Here is a 20,656-nt window from a genome sequence, read left to right as displayed (position 1 = left end):
AGACTAAGAAAAATTATTGTAGAAATTAACTGATGACTGACTTGAACATAGAAATATTTATAGTCTGCTCTAATTCAGATAATCTGACATGAAATCGAAGTCTATTTAATACAATGAACGAGGCTAAAGTGATGGACTCTAATTACTTATTAAATGACATTGACTCTTGTAACCTTAACATCGCTATTAATACAGCGATACTGACAAGTTTTGAAAAGTTCTTGCTTCAGTCCCAACCTTTGCTAAACCATGTTTTTCGGTTTATTGAAACAAATTATCAGAATTCAATTAGTCTTAGAGAAGTAGCTGAGGCAGTTAGTCGTTCCCCTGCGTACCTCACTGACCTTGTACGGCGAGAGACTGGAAAAACCGTGCTCTGTTGGATTGTTGAGCGTCGTATGGTAGAGGCACGCCGTCTGCTTCTCGAAACAGACCAGTCGGTGGAGCAAATTGCTGAAGCAGTGGGCTATTTAGATAGACGCCATTTCGGCCGCCAGTTTCTCCGGCTCCACAATACAACCCCGCAAACATGGCGAAGATGCCATCGGAGCAAGAGTATCCCGCGATGGGAAAGAGTCCCACAAAAGGCAAGTTCAACTGAATTAATCAACCAAGAACCCACAACTGTCACTTTTGCAGAAGCTCAACGATTGCAGTCTTGTATCCAAGAGATTGCTGCAATTTTTAATAAGAATACCCTAGCTGATGAAGTACTTATGTTAAAAAGTCAAAATGGTTCTGTTGCAAAAATAGACAATGGTTCGATACAAATTACCTTGGTATCAACTTGAGAATATATAGGACTCCTATTTGAGTTCTGAACAAGACTAAGAGAGAAGTACAACATTATATTGCCTGGTGTAGGGGCACGGCACTGCCCATTGGTGTCAACTTAACGTTAAACGGGCGGTTAGAAACCGCGTCTACACAAACAAAAGCTACCGATCCTGGGTTTCAAAACCTTGATTTTCCGTTAGTCCGCCTACGCGGACTAAGCCTGTGTAGCCGCGAATTCTATTCGCCGGAGCTTAAGTTGACTCACTGAAATTGTTTTAAAAACAGCCTTTATTTCTTAATGCTACAAATATGAGTACTAATTTAATTGTTGCCGTAATTAATAACAACCTTAAAGACGCTAAAAAATTAATTGAAGCTGGCGTAAACGTTAACCAAATAGATAGCAGTGGAAATAGCCTCTTGCTCGTCAGTTCTGCTAACGGTCAATCAGAAATGGTGAAACTACTCCTTGACGCTGGTGCTGATATTCACGCGGTTGACTCAAATATGAAGGCCACTGCACTCCATGCTTCTGCCTATTTGAGGCATCCAGAAGTCATGAAAATTCTGATTCAATATGGGATTAATATAGACGCTCAGGGCCCTTATAACGGATACACTGCTTTACACGATGCGGTTTGGCAGAACAATATTGAAGGAGTCAGTCTTCTCCTAAACGCAGGTGCTAGGTTAGATATCAAAGGCAAGAATGGAGACACTCCTTTAGATATTGCCAAAAAAAGTGGGTGTAAAGAGATTGTTGCCATCATTTCTAAGTATGAAGCGGACTATGCTTGAATCTCAAACCTTCTGCCTTTAATGCAGTACAAATGTACTGCTAATTTGCGATCGCCCTGTGCCAATTGCGTAAATCCTGTTTATCATAAAAATAACGCAAGAAGCAATTACTTTTTATCTCTGTGTGGACATTAGCGATCGCACTCAATTTGGAATCATCCCACAAAATCGCATTGCTCCCAACTGTGTTGACTCGACATCAGTCAGGAAAATTTTGAGAACATAAATAGTTTATTTTTGTTCAATAAAAAGCTATAATCAGCGATTAAATAATTTCCCTCTCCCATAGGTTCCAGAGAGACTAACGGATCTGATAGATTTTGCACCATGAATGCTTGAGTCTGTTCCTAATTTTGCAAAGTTAATAGGCAAAAATTCAGTATGATCTGGCGTATTTGCTGTTTTTAGGTCCCCAATTAAAATTTTGGAACCCTTCGCTTTTTCTATTGTGTTTTCCTCAGCAGTGATAGGTTTTGGTCGAATCGATAGCCCCATTTGCTTTAGCAGTCGATTAATATGTTGACCAGTTACCTGAATTCCCAAGTCTTTTGCCAAATGTTGACTCAACCAGTTACCCAGGGGAAACGCACCTTATTTCCTAATAAAAACTAATGAGGATTTCAAAATCATTTATATAAGTGCAAAATTTGACAAAAATATAAACATAACAAATCGCTCCTTTTACTAACATATAAGTTAGCTTATCTCTAATGAAAGAACTCTTGTCTAAGGATAAATTAACTGACTATTCAGCAACCCCTAAGTAAGCTGATCCCTAAAAATAAGCAATAATCATAACTAAATTGTTGCCAGGCTAGTTTATGCTAAAGCTAAAACTCTTTCTAAATATTTATTGTCCATTGCTGCTAAAAACTGTTTATTTTTGATTCCCCTTTTCACACGCTGCTCTTTACCTAAAAGATTTACTGCTATGTGCCGCATTACTGCAAAATTTTGTGGAGCATTATCTTTTCCCCTACGACAGTCATCTTCTTTTAAAGCTACATCCAATACCCAATGCAATGAATTTTCTATTCCCCAGTGACTACGAACAGAATTAGCAAATTTTTTGGCATTATCCTTAAGACTACTAATAAAATAACGAGTCTCCACCGTTGTTTTACCATTTACTTGCCGGACGGATTCTACCATCCCAATACTATTAAAGTTTGACCAAACTGAATTAGGGTCAAGCCGAGATTGAATATCAGATAACATGACATAGTGGCGAATTTCATGACGACCATGCCCCGTTTCTTCTGTTTTATATGTGCTATGTCCAAACCCTTGAAAACCTGTGCTTATCCCTGACTTGAATAGGTTTTCAACTTCATCATAGAGATTTCCTTGATTCTTTTTTAAAGTTATTACATAATCTGCGTTTTGCTGTGTAATTAACTTTACAATATCTTTCTGACAACCGATTGCATCAATTGTTACGATACACCCAGACAGTTCTAATACCTTTAATAACTCTGGAATTGCTGTAATTTCATTGGATTTTTCATCTACCTTTACTTGTCCCAACACCAATCTATTTGTAGTTGCCCATACACTCACCATTTGAATTGCACTCTGACCACTACTTTTATCATGAGAACCACATAACGTTTTGCCATCAATTGCTACAACTTCACTATCCGTCCTGATCTGGATTGACTTAATCCAATTTAAGAAACATGACTGAAATTGCTGTGGATTTAATTGTGCAAAGACTCGTGCAAATGTATCGTGTGATGGTATTCCGTTTGGTAGCTCTAAAAATGTTTTTAACCACTCATATTTTGTGCAGCCATACAATTCAATTGCCACCCAACTGTCTGCTCCACATATCACTATACATAAAGCAATTGTGAGAATGTCTATTAAATTGTGTCGCTTCGTGCGGTCTATTCTTGGGTCTTCCATTAAAGCAAAGTGGTCAGCAATCGTAATTTTTGGCTTGAGCTTCACGCTTTTTTAGGGGCTTTCCTCTACTTCTAGAATGACTTTATCATCAATGCCTCATTACTCAACCTCCATCCCATCAGCGATCGCTACCTTTGTCGCTTTTTAGTATATGTGTACTATATTTAGATGCGTTTGCCCTGACCAGTTACCTGACTTTTCCCGTTAAGTCTCGAAAAGCTTGCTGGAAAAGGATTTAATAAACAGCACAGCAAATACGGTACAGTAAGTAAAATTGGGTGCTAAAGGTAACAAGCAATGCTGGACTGGTGGGAAAAGAATTTTGCAACTTTAGAACTGGGCGATCGCCGATTGAATGAGCGCGCGATGTCGGTAGGTTATGCTCTGAGTATGGGATTCGGCAAAGCACTGTCGGAAGTTTTCAGCAGTGGAACAGCACTCAAGAGAGCCTATGAGTTTTTGCCAATCCAAAAGTGCAATTTCCAAGCGTGATTGAGCCGCACTGTCAGATGACGGCGGAAAATGTTGCAGAACGCGACGCAGTGCTGTGTGTTGGAGACACAACTTTTTTTGATTATGGCAGTATTGAGGCTAAAAAAGAAGGTTACGGCCCAATTGGTAAGGGAGGAAACGGTTTAATATTGCACAGTGCATTAGCTATAGAACCTGAGAATGGTCAGTCAGTTGGGTTGTTGTGGCAAAAACTGTGGAATCGGGAGCCAAAGGCGAAACCACCACTGGATGAAACCCCAACACAAAAAAAACAAAGACAAGCCGCAGCCCGGAAAGAAGCCCGAAACCGCCCGTTTGAACAAAAAGAATCTTACAAGTGGGTAGAAGCGCTCACTTTGGTTGAAAAACTTGTAAGCCAGCAAACACGAGTGATTCATGTTTTCGACCGCGAAGGTGATGTCACAGAAGTTTTTGATAAAACTCGTCAACTTCAACACACTGGAGTTCTGGTTCGCGCAGCTCATAACCGCAGTTTAGATTCCAATAGTGAACGTCTGTGGTCAAAGTTAGAAGCACAACCCATTATTTTTGAACAAGAAATCGAATTACCACCGACTCAAAAGCGTACGCAGCGCCAAACTAAACTGGCTATCAGATTCTGTGCTATTAATCTCCGTACTCCTTACCGTTTTGATAATCGTGACCCGCTACCTGTGTATGCTGTTTATGCCACAGAAGTGGATTGCCCCGAAGGTGAAACTCCTGTTGAGTGGATGTTGCTAACTACAGAAGTTGTTGCAGATATCGAGATGGCTTTGATGATTTTACGCTGGTACTCCTATCGGTGGCGAGTTGAGGAGTATCATAAAATTTTCAAGTCGGGATGTCAGGTAGAAAAATATCGGCTTGCTGCTGAGGGGATGAAAACTCTCATTGGATTTTTGAGTGTGATTGCTGTTGAGCTTTTACAGTTGACTTATCTCCACCGCACTCAGCCTTTAGCTCCGGCAATTGAAGTTCTCAATCCCCTTGAACTCAAGATTTTAAAAGCTAAGTCTCCCAAACTACCCAAACTCCTCACAGTTAATTGGGCTGTCGAAGCGATCGCTCGTCTTGGCGGCTACCTAGAACATCGAAGCAAAACACCAATTGGTATCCAGGTACTGTGGCGAGGTTGGTTAAAATTGCATGACCTTTGTGAAGGTTGGCAGCTTGCAAAAGAGACTTAACGGGAAAAGTCAGGACCAGTTACCTGTCCAACACCGAAAAGAGTAGCCGTAATCGCGGGGACTATTACTGACAAGTTCTTTTAAACGCTCTAAATATTCCTCATTTACTGCTTTAGGGCGACCAATTGCACAATCCTGCCATTGATGCGCCATACCAGTGCGCGCTATATACATCCAATGCCTGGCTGTTGCTGGGCAGCACCCTAATATCTGACAAATCGTGGTTTGAGATTTGCCCTCATCTGTCAGTAACATAATTTCGATACGCTGACAGTAAGACTTAGGTATATTTTCTTGTAAGCTTTTTTGCAGCATTTTGCGCTGAAAAGATGTTAAATACTTACCATCAAAATTCCCTGGATATTTGGTGTTAGTTTTCGTTTGGTAGTGCGACATATTTAACTAGCTATCTTCTAAGATTCTAGGTAAGTCAGTCCTGTTTTACTGTTGTGTATTGATAAATCAAAAAGCTAATTTAACACAAAATTAAGTGCGATTTAATATAGTTCTCCATTACAAAAGTACTCAATAATTCCAAGATAAAAAAGACTAGTAGTTGAATTTGAGAATTATCCCCAACTTTCAAATAATAATTTGAAATAAAGTTGAATTCGTCTTTACATAAATTATCTTCTAAGGTATGAATACATTGAACATCCCAACATACTATAATTAAATTCTGTTTAAGTAAAGATATGATTAAGAAATAGTAGTTTCAGGTTTAAGCCTTAATTTTTTGTGAGTATGAAATTCATTTACTTCGACTACAGAAATTACATCATTTACCATCTACTGTTACTATTTGCAGTTCGCTACAAATAATCACAGATGTATACCAAGGTTGTTTTGTTTCTTTATTAATCTGGGCAACAAGTGGCTCAACCTTGGGATCGCGACTTTTAAAGGACTGGTCATGAACTTTTGCTTTAAAAAATAGGTATTCATAGTTTATGAATCTGCACAAGCCAAAACGAAATCGTGGCGTTATACTTACTTGTGAAGGCTGGCAAAAGCTTCAGAAGACGAAACTTGAAGGGGAACTTCGAGAAAAATCTGGCTCCAAGTACACGCTGGAAGAAATAAGTGAACGCGCTGGATTAACTTCAAATACAGTCGCAAAGATACTTGCTAACCAAGAAGGGGTTGACAAACGAACGCTTGTTTGTTTATTCATGGCGTTTAACTTAGTGCTAAATCCCCACGACTATTCTAAGTTAAATCCTGATTTGGCGAAACTTCAAAGCTTAAACGCCCCCAAGCGTCTTGATTGGGGAGAGATGGTGGATGTATCTGTTTTCTATGGACGCACAGATGAACTTGCTCTCTTGGAGCAATGGCTGATCCAGGAACGCTGTCGAGTAGTGGCGCTGTTGGGAATGGGAGGAATCGGTAAAACCTCTCTAGCTGCCAAGTTAGCACAAAAAGTTCAAGGATGGTTTGAGTATGTTATTTGGCGATCGCTCTACAATGCTCCCCCACTTTTTGACCTGCTGGCTAACTTAATTCAATTTTTCTCTAATGAGCAGGTTTTAGAAATTGACTTACCAAAAAGTGTAGGTAGTAGAATATCACAATTAATTGAATATTTGCAACAACAACGCTGTCTGATCGTATTAGATAATGTTGAGACTATTTTGCAAACAGGCGCTTATGCTGGGTGCTATCGAGAAGGATATGAGGATTATGGTTTACTGGTAAAACGATTGGGACAAGTCATGCATCAAAGCTCCTTGGTGCTGACTTCTCGTGAAAAACCTAAAGACGTAGCCTCACACGAAGGACAAGCACTAGCTGTTCGTTCATTACAACTGAGGGGTCTGAAAGAGGAAGAAGGAAAAAAAATTTTTCACCTCAAAGGTCTGTCTGGAGCAGAGTCCCAAGAAAAAGCACTGATTGAGCTTTATTGTGGCAATCCATTGGCTTTGAAGATAGTTGCAACAACTATTCAAGATGTCTTTAATGGTGATATTTCTGAGTTTTTGAACCAGAAGACAGTTGTTTTTGGGGATATCTGTGCTGTTTTAGAGCAGCAGTTTGAGCGTTTATCTAATTTAGAACGTGTGGTTATGTACTGGTTGGCAATTAATCGTGAGTCAATTCCACTCTACAAATTGCAAGAAGATTTAAATTCATTAGTAATACCACACAAATTATTAGAAGCTATAGAATCTTTGATCAGACGAAGTTTCATCGAGAAGTTTCAGTCATCACTAAGTGAAAAAAGTACTTTACTCTTCACATTACACTCTCTAGTAATGGAGTATGTAACTAGCAAATTAATCCAGCAAACTTATCAAGAAATTGCAACTCAGAATATTGTGCTTCTCAAGTATTATGCTTTAAGTAAAGCTCACTCCAAAGACTACACTAGAGAAACTCAAATACGCTTAGTTATTAAGCCCATTATAAATGAACTTTTCACTATTTTTAAAACCCTAAAAAGACTAGAAAATCATTTAAATAAAATTTTAGTAAAGCTGCAAGCAGAATCTCCGCTTGAACCTGGGTATACAAGCGGAAATATTGTCAGCTTACTTCGTCAGTTAAAGACAGATTTAAGAGGTTATGATTTTTCTAACCTGAGCCTTTGGCAAGTAGATATGCGCGGTATAAATTTACATCAAGTCAATTTCCAAAATGCTAATTTATCTAAATCGATGTTTACTAAAAATTTCAGTAGAATTTCTGCGCTAGCATTCAGCCCCAACGGAAAAATTTTGGCGGCGAGTGACACAAACGGCAAGATTTGCTTGTGGCGAGACTTTGCTGAGGGCGAACAACTTTTGACCTGTTTAGGACACATTGATTGGGTTCGAGCGATCGCCTTTAGTCCGAATGGTAGCACTCTTTGCAGTGGAGGTACTGACCAAAATGTGAAATTGTGGGATGTCAACACAGGTGAATGCCTAAAAACTTTAACAGGACATCCTGAGCCGGTACGATCTGTTGCCTTCAGTCCTGGAGGTGAAATTCTAGCTTCTGGCAGCGACGATCGGACAGTACGTTTGTGGAGTCTTTTAGATAGCAATTGCTACAAAATTTTACAAGGACATAGTGATTCGGTATTATCTGTAGTTTTTAGTCCTAAAGGTAAAATTATCGCCAGTGCTAGTAGTGATAAAACCGTGAAGCTATGGAATTTCCGCACAGGAGAATGCGTCAGAACTTTGCAGGGACACACCAGTTCGGTTTCATCAGTTGCTTTCAATCTGGATGGTCAAACCTTGGTTAGCGGTGGTGATGACCAAACTGTGAAACTCTGGAGTATCTCAGATGGGAAGTGCCTAAAAACTTATCAAGGACATAGTGACAGTGTTAGGTCAGTCGCCTTTGCTCCTAGTGGTAATATTCTAGCTAGCGGCAGTGATGACCAAACTGTGAAACTATGGAATTTTCGCACAGGAGAATGCGTTAAAACATTGCAGGGACACACCAGTTTGGTCTGGTCTGTTGTTTTCAGTCCCGATGGTCAAACCTTGGTCAGTGGTGGTGATGACCAAACTGTGAGGTTTTGGGATGTTAGCACTGGTCAAACCTTAAAAAACTTGCAGGGATACAATAATGGAGTGTGGTCTGTTGCCTTTGCTCCTAGTGGTCAGACCCTGATTAGCAGCAGTGAGGACCAAACCGTCAAGCTCTGGGATGTCGCGGATGGAAAGTGCTACAAAACTTTGCGGGGACACCCGAATCGAGTCCGAACTGTTGCCTTTAGTCCTCAAGGTAATATCTTGGCTAGTGGCAGTTACGATCGGCTTGTAAGGCTGTGGGATAGCAGTACTTGCCAATGCTGTAACATATTACAGGGACATACTGGCTGGGTAAAGTCAGTTGCCTTTGCTCCTGGAGGTAAAATTTTGGCTAGTGGCAGTGATGACAAAACTGTAAGGCTTTGGGATGTTAACAGTGGTCGCGTTTTGAATATTTTGGAACATAGTCATGGAGTATGGTCTGTTGCTTTCAGTCCTGAAGGGAATATCCTGGCTAGTGGCAGTGATGACCAAACTGTGAGACTCTGGGATATTAGCACAAGTGAATGTCTCAAAATTTTGTTGGGACACACAAGTTGGGTATTGTCCGTTGCTTTCAGTCCTCTTGGTAAGATCCTAGCCAGTAGCAGTAAAGATAAAACAGTCAAGCTCTGGGATGTTAGCACAGGTGAATGTCTCAAAATTTTGTTGGGACACACAAGTTGGGTATTGTCCGTTGCTTTCAGTCCTCTTGGTAAGATCCTAGCTAGCGGTAGCGTAGATCAAACGGTAAGGTTGTGGGATGTTCAATCCGGTCAATGTATCAAAACTTTACATGGTCATACCCACTGGATCAGGTCAGTTGCCTTTAGTCCAGATAGTCGAACTTTAGTAAGTGGCAGTGAAGATGAAACTGTTAAATTATGGGATGTTTTGACGGGTGAATGCCTAAAAACTTTAAGAAACGAAAGACCTTATGAGGGAATGAACATTACTGGCGTTACAGGTTTAACCGAAGCAACTATTGCTTCTCTAAAAGTTCTGGGAGCAATTTAAAATTGACTTTCTCCCTAGTTTTACTTCGCTTCACTTTGTCCTTTGAGCGTTTAGTATGGGTGGCAGATTGGTATATTCGAGATGAAACTTATTCCAAGGCTTGCTGCGTCCCCAATGTTGCTCCCTGACCAAAAATTAACGACATTTCAAGGGTTATAGTGGAATGGCACTAAGAAAAGCCGAAACACTTGTGGTTTAAGCGATTTGCAATTGCTCTTGTAATTCATGCCGGGGTTTAGTCATTAGGGGGTAGGCTTTCGGGCGACGTTTACGGACTCGTGGTTCACTTCTTCCAGGGCGATCACTCACAGCCTTGTGAGCAATAACTTTAAGTAAAGTCCAATAAATTTGAAAAAGTTTTGTTGAAGTTGCAGCTAAAAATTTGGGAATAAAGTTATTTAAATGGTGGCGAGTACCTTGCAGCGATAGGCGTAACGGAGGATTGCCGTAAGTAGTACCCGCAGACCACATCAAACTACGAAGTAAATTATAGGCAAGCAAATAAACATAAATTTCTTTGCGTACCATTGAGGGGGTTTTACAGCGCAAAACATCCATTCCCAAAGTAGTTTTAAGATGTCTTAAATCCAATTCAACATCCCAACGTTTACTGTAAAGCCCAACAATTTCGAGAGTAGAATAAGAAGATTTATCTAAAAGAGTAGTAATTAAACTGACTTGTTGAGTGCGAAAACCAGGAATAACAATGTAGTAGTAAATTTCTCTTACAGTTATGGTATAAGGTAGAGCATCAAATTCATCCTTGCTCAATCCTTGTGGGCATCGTTTAGATTTATACCAAGTAACAACCTTGTCGCAATCGCCAACAATTTTACCTTTCCGCATGGTTGTTGTGCGAGATTGATGCTTCCGAAATACAGCATCACAACCAAGTTTGGTAATCGTAACCATATCGGCATAAGCACAAAAAGCTCTATCCCCTAAAAGGACATCATTTGGTTTAAGAAAACTGTACAATTTCCTCGCTAATTTAATATCATGAGTGTTCATAATGTCGATACACACAGCAGTAGCGGCTCCTGTCACTAAACTGAATATCACACCAATTTTAGCAATTGGAAATCCACATCCCTCTTTTTGGGTATTAGGTTGGGGGTATTCTTTTTGATTCTCTACGGTATCTGGCATGGAGACAGTTGAACCATCTATTACTTTTACATTGCGACCACACCATAAATGTTCTTGGGTCACTTTCGTTTCTAGGTTTTGTGCCGAGCAATTGAAAAGTTTTTCTAATAATTTCTCTGGAAGTCTCGCCCTAGCTTGGCAGTAACCACTCGTATCTGTTGAAGGGATTTCTACCTCTTCTTGGGCTAAATGAGCAATTATTTTACTGACAGCATTATGGCAACTTTTATCCATATCTAAAACCTGTGATAAAAATGCCCACAACCTTATAAATGGGTCAAACAATCGCTTTTTATACTTGATTTCTAGCTCAGATATTGCAAGTCTTATTACCGATTCTGGCAACAGTTCTTTGAAAGGTAGCCCTAAACCCTGACTAAATTTATCCTTGAGAATTTGTACTCGTAGTGTCACAGTAGTAATTATAGTGTTGGCTTGCCCGTATCAAAGAAAGTATTCCATGAACGAGTAAGCTTTTTCTAACTACAAAATTTTTGGGCAACCCTGCATCATTTCTCCATCTGCGTTCGTCTCTGACGTTGCCGAAGGCATCGCCTGACTCATACCATGACTGCGGGACTGGGCATTAAAGCTGTAGCCTTTATTCTACATAGCTTCGAGCTTTTCTTAGTGCCATTCCACTTAGGATTGTTAGTATCGAAAAATCCGTGAGTTGCAAAGTGTACAATTTGGTATTGACTCATTTCTGGATTCATTACGGTAGTACGATTAACATCAAAATCAAAAGCTGATTTGCTTGATGATTTAGGAACTAAACTCAAAATATTTGTGGCTTCTGTGTGCGTCCCTTCAAGGCGAGGAAAACTAAAATTTGAATCACAGCTAGAACGCCTCATTGCTAAAGTATTTAATTCAGTAGAGTTGGGATTTTTACCTCTATTTTGACCACTTTGAATTACACTTGGCTTTAACCGATCATCATCTTTACTAAATACCGGATGATCCATTTGGTTTTTGAAAAATCAAATATGAGTCTTAAAACAATTCGCAATGGCGCTCTCTACCTTCGCGCAGCGTGTCGCAGACAGACGCTAAAAGCGTAGCAAGATCCCCGGGTACGCGCAAAGTGAGTCTTCTCCCAAGGGGAGACGCCAAAGGCGACCGAGCGTCATTACGAATTACGAATTATTTAAACGCTTGTTCTAGTTGTTCAGATGCCAGAGATTTAATTAAACTTAACGGTAGTGATTGCTGACTAATTGTATTCACGTAATCTACACTCAAAGATGGAAGATAACTGGGCTGTTCAGCAACATAAGTTTCAAAGAAAGGAACACTTAACGCTTTCACATAACGACGTGCCAAAGCTGTACTAGAACCGATTAGTTGTGTCGGAACAGGTACGGTTGCATTTGGTGATTCTGCAATAGTAGAAAAGTGTGTTCCGCCATTGATAACTACTAAATATTTATTTGGAGTTGCTAACCAAGTAAAAGGCTGAATTTGTTCTGGTAAAGCTGGAGCAATCGTATCATAACTACCAGATACAATCATCACCGGAATTTTTATTTGGCTAAGACTAGCTTTTCCAAAAATACTACTATCAATTGGATCAATCGCGATTATTGCTTTAACCCTTGCATCAAATAATTTGTATTTGACGTGGGGTAAATTGACCGCCAAACATTGAAGTAAAAGCGAAATATTTAATGTATCTTCCAACGACGCACAGTCGGTTTTAAGTTGTTCAAAATTAATCTTTGCACCTGCTAATGCTAATGCCGTATATCCACCAAATGATTGCCCGACTACACCAACTTGTTCTAAATTTAAACGTCCTTTAAATGTGGGATCAGATTTGGACAAACGAGTGAGTTCATCTAGTAAATATTTAATATCTAAAGGTCTGTCAATAAATTCTCTGGGATTAGTCACTCTATCCGCTGTACCTGCTAACAATGCTTGCAGTTGTTTTGAATCGCTGCCAGGATGTTCTGGAACCGCAACCACAAAACCATAAGATGCTAGATGTTCAGCTAGATAAGCAAAACTTGTTCTGTCAGAACCAAGTCCGTGCGAAATGACAATTATCGTTCGAGGAGTCTGGGCAACTGGGAGGTAAATATCAGCAGGGAATATCCGATTCCGTGAAACGTCATCAAGTCTGATAGTTTGCTTGAAAAAATGAAAACTTCCAGGTTTTCCTAAGTCTAATACTGGAACGCTATTAACTGTAGGAGTCTTGCTTACCTTTTCTTGGGATTGTTGGTTAATAAGGGCTATTACATTTTGAGTTTGATTGACTAAATCCTGTAAGGCATTTACAATTTGGAAGCTCTGATTTAAATTAATTGAAATTGCACTTGCAGGAAACTTACGTAAGACATTTAAAAGTGTAAAATTATTTGGCTCTGCGGCTGATAAAATCAATGCAGCACGAATAGCGTAGAATCCTGATAAATTAGATTCTGTCTGAATAACTTTTCCTAATTTTTTTAATAATATCTCCCCAATTGGTGTATAAAGAAACTGCGAAACTTCTACTTCATTTAAGGGAATAGGAGTAGTTAAAGCCTGACGCAATTGAGTTAGTTGCTTTTTGCCTACATCCTGTCTATATACAGCTAATTCATCGTCTATTTTGCCCGTTCTAGCATAAGTCTCAAGTGAATTAATGGGGATAGATTCTTCTAAAAGACCGTAATTGAATTTTATCCTTTCTGCACCTAAAGCTTGATTTGCAGTTAGTAAAGGTAGTAACCCTATACTAAAAATTCTCAAAGCTATTTTGAGCAAAAGGGTTTGTTTACCTAAAACATAAGTCATAACTTGTCATTTAAATAAAATTAGCTGATCAGATAATTTGATCGAGATTAGCATCCACTTCCACTACTTTTCAGATAAGCATAAACAACTTTCTTTTTGACTGGGAAAAGGTTGCTGGGCTTGGGGGAAAGATGAATTCAAACCCTTTCCCCAAAAAACCGAAAAGTATTACATAACCTGAGTTCGGGTTAAGCAGATTGAGGTAAAAGCCATTCCATCTGAAGGCTGGGTTTCTTAGGTTGATGGCAATAAGCGATTAATCCGCACAGAACGTTAACGCAGAAATTAACAGGGCTTCGGTGTCTAGAATGTTCGATTTGAGAAATATTCTTGAGTTGATCGTTAATAGTCTCAATAATGGAGCGTTTACGGGATAAGAGCTTGTCATGGAGATGCATCAGATGGTTTCTCATGTTGCGACGGGGTTTGGCAAAAAATTTAATGCCGAACTCTTGCAAAAGTTGAGAAGCCAGTTTTTGAGAGACATATCCGCGATCGCCAAATATTTTGCCAAACAGATCACTGAGTAAATCAGGAACTGGTTGACGGTCATCAATATTACCAGGAGTAAGAACCACATTTAAGAGTTGACCAAGTTCATTGACGACAAGATGAAGCTTAAACCCGAAAAACCAATCCACAGAAGTCTTTCCACGAGAGGCTAAACCTTCAAAAACCTTATGCCGAGAAATCCGACGATTATGGCAGACCTTCAGACATGTTGAATCGATAAAACCGATACCCGTACACCGTCCAAAACAATGCTTCAGGTAAACGCACAAAGGTATCAAGGTTGATGGTATCCATTCAATGAATCGTTGATAACTCGGAAGTCCCGGAAAAGCACAACTCCATTGCTGTTTGACATGATTCAAATAAAAATGCTTGAAATTCCGGTAGTGATTTTGATGAAATGCAATCAGTATCGTCATTATTTCACTCAAACACAGACTTCTAGCCCGAATCCGTCTTATTCCTCCATGTACCAACAGCTTTTTGTGCCATTGGCTTTCAAACGCCTTACAAAAATCATCTACATGACAGAACAAAAATTCTAAACTAAACATAGGACAGGTGCTGGATTTGACGTTATTTTCAGCTTACTACCTGTCCCTTTCCTTATCCCGAACTCAGGTTACATACGTCCGCGATAGTCTTGCAGCACAAAGATTTCATAACTCCTGCCTCACCCCAACAAATAGCTTAACAAGCGTGCCATTCGTTCAATTCTCCTTTTTTCTGCCAAGTTCAAGTGCATGGCACACCAATATCGCAGTACACGAGAGATTTGCTACGAGCAGAAGACTATCTTACTAAAAGGGGTTTAAAACCCCATCCCCAACGCCAAAGCTTGTAATGCGATTGGGGTTTAAATCCCCAGACGCTCTCTACGAGACGCTTCGCGTGGCTTGCTTCTCTGTAAGAGTACGAAGACTCGCTAACGCAACGCTTTCACGGAAACGTAATTGCGTTAGCGACGTAGGAGCGTCATGGGCGAAAAAGCGAATTGCGAATTGTTTAAAGCGTTCGTCCTAATTTGTGCTGTTTTCTGTTTGCCACTAGCCGTTCTTCATACAGTTTCAGCCGTTGATGATTTTGCTCGTTCATTTCATATAAGGAGGGATCTTGCTGATATGGGTAGGAATCGCAGTGATCAGTATCCGGTGAGAGTGCCCTACCCGGAGCAGGCAGGGCATTTTCATATCCTTCATACCCAACCCCATAAGAGGTAGGAATATAGGCAGGGGCCGGAGAATCCGTTCCATATCCGGCGTATCCAACCCCGGAAGAGATGGCAGTATCAGTAGAGGCAGGAGGGTCAGTTCCATATCCAGCGTATCCAACCCCAGAAGAGGTGGGAGTATCAGTAGAAGCGGGAGGTTCAGTTCCATACCCGGCGTATCCAACCCCAGAAGAGTCAAAGACACTAAATGAAGATGAAGGACGGTACACTTGTCTAACCCGATGTTCATAATCAAAATCAACAGTCATACCATCCGTAAACTCAGGTAGCGCTTCTACCTGGGCTTTAGTCAGGTTGACTGCATAGACGCGGTGGGTATCATAGTCTACCTGAGCCCATCCAATTGGCAGCAGAACTTTTTTGCCAAAAATCCACATGCCTGTGTTGATTACCAGATAACGAATGTGGCCATCATCATCAACTAAAAGGTCTTCAGCAGAGCCAACTTTTTCGTCTTTGGAGTAAAGGTCAAACCCCCTCACATACTCCTGATAATTCTGTTCATGATCATTGGCATCAAAATCTTCGATTTGATGAAGAGACATAATATCTTTTGGACTCCTTTTTTTATGGTTTCAATTCATAGACTGAGGTGGAACCAAACCGATGTTCATATTTAACGAACTTTGGGGGTTTAAGTCCCCAGCAATATAGGCAGTGCGAATTGAAGCCTCAGCTAAATCCCCGTCACTTTCACGTAATTGCGAATTGCTTTAAGGGATCATTATCCCAAATCCACTCCAGCCCAATGATCGCAGCAAACTAGCAGCTTCCTGCCTCTCTGAAGGATGAGATTTTGATTCTAGGTAGTATAAGTTTTAGATTCAGAAGGCAATTATTAGCAATCTCCCAGAATCTATCTGTGGGTACTTTCATGCATTTTTTCTGCCTTCAAGTATCGCTTTGCAGTCAAAATTGAAGTTAGTTAGTTGAAGGAATGATTCATAACGCTAGACTACCAATGCAAACCAACAATCAACCAAATCCAAGTGATTCACCGCAAGTATCGGGTCAAATACCTCATCAAAAGATTCTGCCCACTGCCCCATTACCAGAATCTATTAGTCAAAATATCGAGACTATCATCGCATTGCATAGACGTTCGGAAAAAAATGTCTCACAACACCAGCGCTTTGTAGAAACGATAACCGTCTTTTTTGGTCGTCCTGTATTCCTGTATAGTATTCTGCTTGGGATTATTCTCTGGATAACACCCAATTTCTTACCACGACGTTTAGGCGTACCAAAAATTGAGGAAGTTCCATTTCCTTGGTTACAATTTTCACTGACTGCGGGTTCATTGTTGGTGACAACAGGGGTATTGATTAAACAAGAGCGACAAGAAAAGTTAGCAGAGCAACGGGCGCAACTTAGCCTTCAACTCAACCTACTTTCTGAGCAGAAAATCGCTAAACTCATCGCGTTGGTTGAGGAATTACGCCAAGATATTCCCAATGTCAAAAATCGCTTTGATCCGGAGGCCGAAATAATGAAGTCTCCTACTGATGCACATGCAATTGTAGACTTATTGGAAGAAACCTTAGCATCGGAGTTAGCAAATTTATCGCAGGAAGAAATATCAACTCAGGAGTAACAAAACAAAGTCTCAAAGCCGGGAGCAACGCGATTTTCTGAGATCAGACAAAAAAGGTGCGATGCATAGGGCGGGCGTAGCCATCGCTAAAAACTAGTTTCAATATGATTTGTGTTTTTGCTATAAATAAGGCAGTATTAATACTAGTTTCAATTTGCGGAATATTTTAATATTCAAAAGATGACTCACTTTTTGTGGGACAAAAAAGTGACATTTGATGAGATAGTCAAGGTACTGCAAGTGCTGCCAGTCACAGAGAAACACGAGGTTGTTGTAAGAAACTGTGTTTGGAAGACCAGGAAGAGGTGTGTTTAATGCTAGCGTGGCAAAACTAGCTAGAGCAAAAACTTAAACCTAGTAAATTCGTTATTATTGAAAATTTTGGTTTACCTATTTACGCCTATTTCAATCATGAAAAATCTACTCTAGCAAGTTTTACCACTCTAGGTTTAATGTACTGGCGCGGAGCCGGAGATGTTCCGCCTCTGGTGAATATCGAACTTATTTCCATATCGCCAGTGATTGGCAAGTTTCAGAGGCAACAGTTTGTCGTACTGTTCATTGGATAGAAAATATTTTAGTCAATTCCGGGAGGTTTCGGTTAGGGGGAAAAAGTCATTGTTGACACCATCACAAAACCGAAAACAGTAGCAATGAAAGGGTTACACTAACGCACATCTGGAAGCGATCACTACTAACCCACTTACCTAAATCGACAAGATTGATCTATAGTCGGAGTCTCTTCAAATTGCACTATTATTAGAACAGCTGGCGCATCGCCTACTGTTCCAGATAAGTGACCTTTATGACCTTGCGCGTCTGCTTTCGTGCCCTGATCTTCTCCAAAGGAAATTTCGCCAACACCCATCTCCACTCGCTGTCCGTCCATAGTCTCCACAAACCAGCGTCCCGACAAAGGTATGATCCACTGGGGTTTCGGGTTCTCATGCCAGTTACCAACCCATCCCACAGGTAGCACAGTAAAGGTGATTGTAGCACCAGACTGCTTCAAATTAGAAAGCCACTGCGGTGAGGTATCCGGGGCTATGCCTTTTTCTATGAAGTCTTCAATTTGACAACAGGATTGGTGACTTATACCTTCGTCGTCAGTCCAGACGTGCCAGTATTCAATTGTTGGTTTGGGTGATGAGTTATTCTGCATAATAATGGCTCGTTTTGATCCGAAATGTATTTAAAGGCGAATTATAAATTACAAATTACGAAATTCTAACCGTATAATTGCGTCCTTCCCATTTGCTGCTTTCAATCCAGAAAAAGGTAAATTTGATTGGCTGTTGCTGATTATCAGAAATAGAGATATCTACAAAATTAACTCCTAACCTTGTAGAAGTAGCAGATGTATCTTTTACGGTTTGCCAATTATCATCTGACCAATGCAAATGAAAAGATGCTAAAGCGTGAATTCGCAATGTATAACCTTTGTTAATTTTATCTATTTGACGGTTAAACTTCCAAATTTCCAATGATTTACACTGCTTTCTTTCACCTATATATCGATTCGCTACCTCTGGAACTAAATCAAATACTTGACCATCATGATTTGACCGTAACAGTTTGATATACTCCGAATGCGTCCACATCAAAGGCATTGCAGAACCTGTTGGTCTTCCTAAATACAGATGGTTTTCAGGTATATCTGCTTCATCCCAAACCTGTTCGGGTAGTAAACAAGTATTTGATGCAAATCCTTCTATCGCCTTGATATATGTTTTGACATCGCCGCCAACAGCTAATTCATAATGTCCCCGTTCTCCTGTTAAGAGAGGCCAAGCGCGTCCCTTACCATAATCGGTATAAGGACTGCTGTCTTCTTGTTGTCCGTAGCCGTCGTGGTTGTAACGATGCCAACAAGGCCCAGCAGATGTATCAACTTTTAAAACTGCATCAATTACTTTGACAGAATCAACAATAATCGGGTCATCAGGTTTGCGAATTCCATAGCGTACTAATTGCAAAAACCCACCATCAACAATTTCCTTCGCGGGAAATTCTGACGGCTGACCAGGTGGTTGACTGCTGATAACAAGAGTTCCTTGGTTAGGATTTTCGTTAGGTTGAGGATTATTAATATCTGTAGGAGTAATCCGAATGTAATGGTGTTTGATGCCAGGAACTAAAGTGCCTTCAGTGGTAACTGTCCAAGCTTCGATATGAGATTCTAAAAAATCAGCGTATTCTTCGATAAAGTTTGCTGTTGCTTCATCGCCACGTTCGCGAACAAATTGAGCAGAACATATTAATGCGGCAATATTAGATGCTAATGTTGATGGTGAATAACCACTATTTTCTTCCCAACGTTCTTGTTGGGTAGCTGGGCCGTGACGAATTAAATAACCTGCCGCCCGTAAAATCATCGGATAGATATCGAAGTTTAAACAAGTTTTTTGCTGGTGTAATAGCCATGCTAACAGAATGGGAAATGCCACCTCGTCAAGCTGGATACCTGTCCAATAAGGTTTACCATCAACCCAGAAATTTTGAGGAAAACCGCCATCTTCCTGCTGACTAGTGGCGAGATAAATTAGCGATCGCACTGCTGTATCTGTTTCCCCAGCCGCCACTAAACCTGATACACTGCTAACCATATCCCGCGTCCAGACAAGGTGATATCCTCCTTGGTCTTGGTCGTCTTTGGCTTCACCCCAAGGAATAGCCAGAGATGCAATTAATGCGCCAGGATAGGTTTTATCTTCATGCGCTAACAACAGACTAATGCTGTTGTGATACAACTTCCCATCATCATAAGAACTATTTTCTAATGGTTTGATGCCCTCACGCGATCGCTTCCACTGTTCGTTATATAGCTGCTTCTGCTTTTCAAAAGGAATATTCAGTGACTGAAACAGTGTAGAAATGGCATTATGCAGATTTGTGCCAAACGCCAGTCCTAAAGTAAACTCTTTAGTGCTATCTAAATTTAGTTCTCCAGTCAGAGCAAGGTTGCCATCTACAGCACTGTCAAACTCCCAATCCATCTGAAAATTATCAGCTAAATCTGTCCAACCATCACTTTCACCAACGTAGCCACAAGAAAGACGGGTAAAGGGAATTGTTGCACCCAGTGCTAACCATGTTCCTTCTTTCTCGGCTGTGAGAATCCGATGTCCAGCAACTTCTACAGCATAACCATTATTACCTCTACCTCCAACTTCCAGATGTGGCGCACACAAAGCGTATAGCTGGAGTTGGGAAATAAAATCGCTATCTCCTGTTAACTTTGTGCGTTGTAAAATACAGGATAAATGCGGGTCAGCAATTACTTCTTTGATTACAGCATAACGCCCTTGTGGATCGGAATTAGTGATGCGGTATCCTAAACCATGAGTCCACATCGGTTCAACTTTTGATTCGAGATGGCGTTTCTCTTCGTGAAAAAAGCTTTTTCCATCAGAAATTAGATACTGTAAATCCCGAACTTGGGGTTTATCTACTGTGGGATGGTAGACTTCAGTGACAACACCATTCCAAATAGTAAACCAAATGTTACTAGAGATAGAGTAAGCTGTTCCGACTCCATCTTTATTGGCATGAGTCCATCGGGGATCGATACCCCGTGAGCCAAAAGCCTGTCCTTGAGCAAGAATTTTTACCATAATCGTAATTGCGTTAGCGCAGCGTTAGCGACTTAGGAGCGTCATGGGCGAAAGAGCGAACTTGTACTGAGCGCAGCCGT

15 protein-coding genes and 2 pseudogenes are annotated in these 20,656 nt (G+C 40.4%); 7 read left to right on the top strand and 10 right to left on the bottom strand.

Annotation, left to right across the window (positions count from 1 at the left end; genetic code table 11):
- Positions 1 to 113: 113 nt before the first annotated feature.
- On the top strand, positions 114 to 791 hold the full coding sequence (locus FD723_RS34870; RefSeq protein ID WP_306297039.1) for a helix-turn-helix domain-containing protein: 678 nt from the start codon (positions 114 to 116) through the stop codon (positions 789 to 791).
- Positions 792 to 1,086: 295 nt separating this feature from the next.
- Positions 1,087 to 1,575 (top strand): ankyrin repeat domain-containing protein, encoded by a 489-nt coding sequence (locus FD723_RS34865; RefSeq protein ID WP_179069824.1) that lies wholly within the window; start codon positions 1,087 to 1,089, stop codon positions 1,573 to 1,575.
- A gap of 40 nt (positions 1,576 to 1,615) precedes the next feature.
- Here FD723_RS34865 and FD723_RS43450 read toward each other — a convergent pair whose 3' ends face one another.
- Together FD723_RS43450 and FD723_RS34860 are read right to left on the bottom strand one after the other, a co-directional pair.
- Positions 1,616 to 1,741: a hypothetical protein gene (locus FD723_RS43450; RefSeq protein ID WP_256875334.1), complete on the bottom strand. Its 126-nt coding sequence runs from the start codon at positions 1,739 to 1,741 to the stop codon at positions 1,616 to 1,618.
- A 653-nt stretch (positions 1,742 to 2,394) separates the two neighbouring features.
- Complete coding sequence (locus FD723_RS34860; RefSeq protein WP_179069823.1) at positions 2,395 to 3,528, bottom strand: ISAs1 family transposase; 1,134 nt, start codon at positions 3,526 to 3,528, stop codon at positions 2,395 to 2,397.
- 252 nt (positions 3,529 to 3,780) lie between these two features.
- On the opposite strand from FD723_RS34860, the gene FD723_RS34855 reads away from it, so the two are divergent.
- Complete coding sequence (locus FD723_RS34855; RefSeq protein WP_179069822.1) at positions 3,781 to 3,975, top strand: transposase DNA-binding-containing protein; 195 nt, start codon at positions 3,781 to 3,783, stop codon at positions 3,973 to 3,975.
- 17 nt (positions 3,976 to 3,992) lie between these two features.
- A complete protein-coding gene (locus tag FD723_RS34850) occupies positions 3,993 to 5,165 on the top strand; it encodes an IS4 family transposase (protein WP_256875355.1) in 1,173 nt (390 codons plus the stop codon).
- 15 nt (positions 5,166 to 5,180) lie between these two features.
- Here the strand turns inward: FD723_RS34850 and FD723_RS34845 are convergent.
- Positions 5,181 to 5,561, bottom strand: a pseudogene (locus FD723_RS34845) (transposase); the annotation flags it as partial.
- Between the two features lie 554 nt (positions 5,562 to 6,115).
- Between FD723_RS34845 and FD723_RS34840 the strand changes: the two are divergent.
- Positions 6,116 to 9,688 (top strand): NB-ARC domain-containing protein, encoded by a 3,573-nt coding sequence (locus tag FD723_RS34840; protein WP_179069820.1) that lies wholly within the window; start codon positions 6,116 to 6,118, stop codon positions 9,686 to 9,688.
- Positions 9,689 to 9,883: 195 nt separating this feature from the next.
- Here FD723_RS34840 and FD723_RS34835 read toward each other — a convergent pair whose 3' ends face one another.
- The 5 genes from FD723_RS34835 to FD723_RS34815 form a co-directional block, all read right to left on the bottom strand.
- The gene (locus FD723_RS34835; protein ID WP_179069819.1) at positions 9,884 to 11,251 is read right to left on the bottom strand and encodes an IS4 family transposase; all 1,368 of its coding nucleotides are present in this window, start codon (positions 11,249 to 11,251) and stop codon (positions 9,884 to 9,886) included.
- A gap of 146 nt (positions 11,252 to 11,397) precedes the next feature.
- Positions 11,398 to 11,805 carry a CHAT domain-containing protein gene (locus FD723_RS34830; RefSeq protein ID WP_256875333.1) on the bottom strand — a complete coding sequence of 136 codons (408 nt, stop codon included), beginning with the start codon at positions 11,803 to 11,805 and terminating at the stop codon, positions 11,398 to 11,400.
- A gap of 178 nt (positions 11,806 to 11,983) precedes the next feature.
- Positions 11,984 to 13,624: an alpha/beta hydrolase gene (locus tag FD723_RS34825; RefSeq protein ID WP_179069818.1), complete on the bottom strand. Its 1,641-nt coding sequence runs from the start codon at positions 13,622 to 13,624 to the stop codon at positions 11,984 to 11,986.
- Between the two features lie 188 nt (positions 13,625 to 13,812).
- Positions 13,813 to 14,691 carry an IS982 family transposase gene (locus FD723_RS34820; protein WP_179064888.1) on the bottom strand — a complete coding sequence of 293 codons (879 nt, stop codon included), beginning with the start codon at positions 14,689 to 14,691 and terminating at the stop codon, positions 13,813 to 13,815.
- Between the two features lie 451 nt (positions 14,692 to 15,142).
- The gene (locus FD723_RS34815) at positions 15,143 to 15,913 is read right to left on the bottom strand and encodes a PRC-barrel domain-containing protein (RefSeq protein ID WP_179069817.1); all 771 of its coding nucleotides are present in this window, start codon (positions 15,911 to 15,913) and stop codon (positions 15,143 to 15,145) included.
- Positions 15,914 to 16,329: 416 nt separating this feature from the next.
- Between FD723_RS34815 and FD723_RS34810 the strand changes: the two genes are divergently transcribed.
- Positions 16,330 to 16,962: a DUF1003 domain-containing protein gene (locus FD723_RS34810; protein ID WP_179069816.1), complete on the top strand. Its 633-nt coding sequence runs from the start codon at positions 16,330 to 16,332 to the stop codon at positions 16,960 to 16,962.
- 490 nt (positions 16,963 to 17,452) lie between these two features.
- A pseudogene (locus FD723_RS34805) lies at positions 17,453 to 17,575 on the top strand (transposase family protein); the annotation flags it as partial.
- A 90-nt stretch (positions 17,576 to 17,665) separates the two neighbouring features.
- Here the strand turns inward: FD723_RS34805 and FD723_RS34800 are convergent.
- A complete protein-coding gene (locus FD723_RS34800; protein ID WP_179069815.1) occupies positions 17,666 to 18,124 on the bottom strand; it encodes a cupin domain-containing protein in 459 nt (152 codons plus the stop codon).
- Positions 18,125 to 18,179: 55 nt separating this feature from the next.
- The gene (locus FD723_RS34795) at positions 18,180 to 20,576 is read right to left on the bottom strand and encodes a glycoside hydrolase family 15 protein (RefSeq protein ID WP_179069814.1); all 2,397 of its coding nucleotides are present in this window, start codon (positions 20,574 to 20,576) and stop codon (positions 18,180 to 18,182) included.
- Between the last annotated feature and the right edge of the window lie 80 nt (positions 20,577 to 20,656).

This window comes from Nostoc sp. C052, assembly GCF_013393905.1.
Lineage (GTDB): Bacteria > Cyanobacteriota > Cyanobacteriia > Cyanobacteriales > Nostocaceae > Nostoc.
This window is presented reverse-complemented; position numbering and strand designations above follow the sequence as displayed.

Bases quoted from the DNA above. Each gene is read 5' to 3' on its own strand.
- FD723_RS34870 (WP_306297039.1), top strand. From the start codon at position 114: ATGAACGAGGCTAAAGTGATGGACTCTAATTACTTATTAAATGACATT.
- FD723_RS34865 (WP_179069824.1), top strand. From the start codon at position 1,087: ATGAGTACTAATTTAATTGTTGCCGTAATTAATAACAACCTTAAAGAC.
- FD723_RS34855 (WP_179069822.1), top strand. From the start codon at position 3,781: ATGCTGGACTGGTGGGAAAAGAATTTTGCAACTTTAGAACTGGGCGAT.
- FD723_RS34850 (WP_256875355.1), top strand. From the start codon at position 3,993: ATGACGGCGGAAAATGTTGCAGAACGCGACGCAGTGCTGTGTGTTGGA.
- FD723_RS34840 (WP_179069820.1), top strand. From the start codon at position 6,116: ATGAATCTGCACAAGCCAAAACGAAATCGTGGCGTTATACTTACTTGT.
- FD723_RS34830 (WP_256875333.1), bottom strand. From the start codon at position 11,805: ATGGATCATCCGGTATTTAGTAAAGATGATGATCGGTTAAAGCCAAGT.
- FD723_RS34825 (WP_179069818.1), bottom strand. From the start codon at position 13,624: ATGACTTATGTTTTAGGTAAACAAACCCTTTTGCTCAAAATAGCTTTG.
- FD723_RS34820 (WP_179064888.1), bottom strand. From the start codon at position 14,691: ATGTTTAGTTTAGAATTTTTGTTCTGTCATGTAGATGATTTTTGTAAG.
- FD723_RS34815 (WP_179069817.1), bottom strand. From the start codon at position 15,913: ATGTCTCTTCATCAAATCGAAGATTTTGATGCCAATGATCATGAACAG.
- FD723_RS34810 (WP_179069816.1), top strand. From the start codon at position 16,330: ATGCAAACCAACAATCAACCAAATCCAAGTGATTCACCGCAAGTATCG.
- FD723_RS34800 (WP_179069815.1), bottom strand. From the start codon at position 18,124: ATGCAGAATAACTCATCACCCAAACCAACAATTGAATACTGGCACGTC.
- FD723_RS34795 (WP_179069814.1), bottom strand. From the start codon at position 20,576: ATGGTAAAAATTCTTGCTCAAGGACAGGCTTTTGGCTCACGGGGTATC.